Here is a 248-nt window from a genome sequence, read left to right as displayed (position 1 = left end):
CCGGTCTGCCGTAGTTTGTATACGGGTCAATGGAGATTCCGCCTCTAGGTGTGAATTTGCCCCATACTTCAATGCAGCGGGGGTCCATTAATTCGATCAAATCATTCATGATGATGTTCATGCAGCCCTCGTGGAAGAAAAGGCAGGTCAAAGTCTTGTCCCATAAGTACTTGCTCTAGACATTAAGCATGAAGTCACACCAATTTTACACCTTACCAAACGATTGATTTTAACCTTTTTTGGGGACT

Annotated in this window: 1 pseudogene; it reads right to left on the bottom strand. The window is 44.0% G+C overall.

Features of this window, described 5'->3' with window-relative positions:
• A pseudogene (locus KVT11_RS20340) lies at window positions 1–136 on the bottom strand (tunnelling fold family protein); the annotation flags it as partial.
• Between the last annotated feature and the right edge of the window lie 112 nt (window positions 137–248).

This window comes from Bacillus sp. GbtcB10, assembly GCF_019091365.1.
Taxonomy (GTDB): domain Bacteria; phylum Bacillota; class Bacilli; order Bacillales; family Bacillaceae; genus Bacillus; species Bacillus altitudinis.
The sequence above is the reverse complement of the archived record's forward strand: the minus strand, read 5'-3'. Positions and strand labels throughout refer to the sequence as shown.